At 75.0% G+C, this 256-nt stretch carries 1 pseudogene; it reads right to left on the reverse strand.

The annotated features are described in order from the left end of the window. Window positions 1–246: pseudogene (locus FJ658_RS15520) on the reverse strand (patatin-like phospholipase family protein); the annotation flags it as partial. Window positions 247–256: the final 10 nt, after the last annotated feature.

Raw genomic sequence — 256 nt, forward strand, 5'->3', positions numbered from 1 at the left:
GACGTGCTCGAGGAACGCCGAGCCCATCCTGCGTCGCATGTCGACGACATCCGTCGACGCGGCGATCACCGCGTTCGTGCGCTCCAACTGGCTGGCGCCCGGTCGGCCGGGCGCGGGTCGACGATCGACGGCGGGCACCGGCGTCGCGAGGATGTCCGCCAGCAGCGCACGCGGGTCGCGGCCCGCGAGTTGCGCGGCGGCGGTCGAGCCGGCCGAGGTGCCCACCATCAGCTCGGCGTCGGTCACCTCGAGCCCG

It is taken from the genome of Schumannella sp. 10F1B-5-1 (genome assembly GCF_006517535.1).
Classification (GTDB): Bacteria; Actinomycetota; Actinomycetes; order Actinomycetales; family Microbacteriaceae; genus Schumannella.